The following is a 1,784-nucleotide window of genomic DNA, read 5'->3' on the forward strand; positions in this document are numbered from 1 at the left end:
AATCTCGCTAAATCATCCGATTTCGGAACGTCGTGCTCCACTGAAGGATTGATGGTTCCGAAACCACAACGGAGTCCATCATGCGTATCCCTCTCGCCCTTGTCCTCGCGACCGTGCTCGGATCGAGTGCCGTCGCTCAGACCACGGTCACGGGCACGCCGGCTGCCCCCGACGCCAAGACGAGCCAGCAATCCGGCGGTCAACAGAGCGTGACGCGGCCGAACACCGATAAGATGACCCCGAACGGCACCGGAACCGGTGCGGGCGGCAGCGTCCAGCTTGAGAAGGGCGCGAACAGCTTCACGGAGGGCGAGACCCGCGCACGGCTCGCGAAGGCCGGCTTCATGGATGCCCGGGATCTCAAGAAGGATTCGGACGGCATCTGGCGGGGCACCGCCACGCGTGGCGGTCAAACCGTTCAGGTCGGCCTCGATTTCAAGGGCAATGTGGCGGCGCAGTAATCCGTCCCCGACGCGCGTATTAGCCGGCGAGACAGTTGGCAGGAGAAAATTCATGGCCCAGCAGACCATCACGGCCCTTTACGACAGCTACGCGGATGCGCGTACCGCCGTTGGCGAGATCGAGGCCAGCGGGATCCCGCACGGTGATATCAGCATCGTCAGCAACAACGAGGGCGATCGGCACGCCGGTGTCGTCGGTGACGGAACCGGGGATGCCGCCGCCAAGGAGCGTGCCAAGGACGGCACGGGTGTCGGCGCGACCCTCGGCACGGTCGCGGGCGGCGCCGCGGGCCTTCTGGCAGGCCTCGGGCTGCTCGCGATCCCGGGGGTCGGGCCGGTGGTCGCCGCCGGCTGGCTCGTCGCCACGCTGACGGGGGCCGGCATCGGCGCAGCCGCCGGGGGATTCGCCGGCGCGCTGACGGGTGCCGGGGTGGGCGAGGCGGATGCCCACGCCTACGGCGAGGGCGTGCGGCGGGGCGGAACCCTCGTCACGGTCCGCCTCGACCCGGCGCGGGCCACGCTGGCCCCGACGGTGACAGCGATCCTGGAGCGGCACGGCGCGGTCGATCTCGATGAGAAGGCGAGTGCATGGCGTGCGGAGGGCTGGGCGGCCCCGCAGGTCACCTCCGGCGCCGGCCCTGCCGGGACGAGCGGCGAGCGGGGTCGGGTCCGGTCCTATCCGGCCACCACCGACCTCTGACCCCTATCGGTGATTCGGAAGACCTTCAAAGGCAGACCGGGCGATCGTTTCGAAACGATCGCCCGGTCTGCCGCGGCTGGTGTGCGTTGCGGGAGAAATACCGCCTATTCGCCAAGTCATCGTGCTAAATTTACTTCGTTTAAACCTTTGCCGGCCCCAAACGATGAGGAGACACAGCGCTTTTCGAAGGACCTCACATGACCGACACACACGATGAGGCGACCGAGACCTTGGCGGTTGTGACCGCCGAACTCGTTGCCGCCTACGTGTCGAACAATCCCGTTCCGGCCGCGGAGCTGCCGGCGCTGATCGCCCGGGTCCATGGGGCCGTCGCGGGCCTCGTCTCGGGCACCCTGACGGCGGAGACCGGCACGGCGGCCCAGCCCGATATCAGATCGGAAGAGCGTGGCGTAGGGAAAGCGTGACCCCCTATGTGTAGATCCCGGGGGCCGCCGTTTGATTAACAAAGAGACGAAATGCGACGCGCGGAAGTGGTACACGCTCACGCTCCGCCCCTAGCCAGAGGTCCCCACGTGGTCCTACGACCGCCCGATCGCGTGTCGCACCAGCTCTAGCATGTACGAGCACCATCTCATGGCGTTCAACCTCAGGTCTAGGAAAGC

General features: G+C 67.0%; 3 protein-coding genes. All 3 read left to right on the forward strand.

Going from position 1 to position 1,784, the window contains the following annotated elements; genetic code table 11:
- Nucleotides 1-80 precede the first annotated feature (80 nt).
- The 3 genes from MKK84_RS09250 to MKK84_RS09260 all read left to right on the forward strand — a co-directional run bounded on the left by MKK84_RS09250 (nucleotide 81) and on the right by MKK84_RS09260 (nucleotide 1,586).
- Complete coding sequence (locus MKK84_RS09250; protein WP_243919020.1) at nucleotides 81-461, forward strand: hypothetical protein; 381 nt, start codon at nucleotides 81-83, stop codon at nucleotides 459-461.
- Nucleotides 462-513: 52 nt separating this feature from the next.
- A complete protein-coding gene (locus MKK84_RS09255; protein ID WP_243919022.1) occupies nucleotides 514-1,161 on the forward strand; it encodes a hypothetical protein in 648 nt (215 codons plus the stop codon).
- A gap of 197 nt (nucleotides 1,162-1,358) precedes the next feature.
- Complete coding sequence (locus MKK84_RS09260; protein ID WP_409566472.1) at nucleotides 1,359-1,586, forward strand: MucR family transcriptional regulator; 228 nt, start codon at nucleotides 1,359-1,361, stop codon at nucleotides 1,584-1,586.
- The last annotated feature ends 198 nt before the right edge of the window (nucleotides 1,587-1,784 follow it).

It is taken from the genome of Methylobacterium sp. E-065 (assembly GCF_022829605.1).
In the GTDB taxonomy this organism is placed as follows: Bacteria; Pseudomonadota; Alphaproteobacteria; order Rhizobiales; family Beijerinckiaceae; genus Methylobacterium.

Excerpts from the sequence above, each read along its gene's own strand:
- MKK84_RS09250 (WP_243919020.1), top strand. The coding sequence starts at position 81 with ATGCGTATCCCTCTCGCCCTTGTCCTCGCGACCGTGCTCGGATCGAGT.
- MKK84_RS09255 (WP_243919022.1), top strand. The coding sequence starts at position 514 with ATGGCCCAGCAGACCATCACGGCCCTTTACGACAGCTACGCGGATGCG.
- MKK84_RS09260 (WP_409566472.1), top strand. The coding sequence starts at position 1,359 with ATGACCGACACACACGATGAGGCGACCGAGACCTTGGCGGTTGTGACC.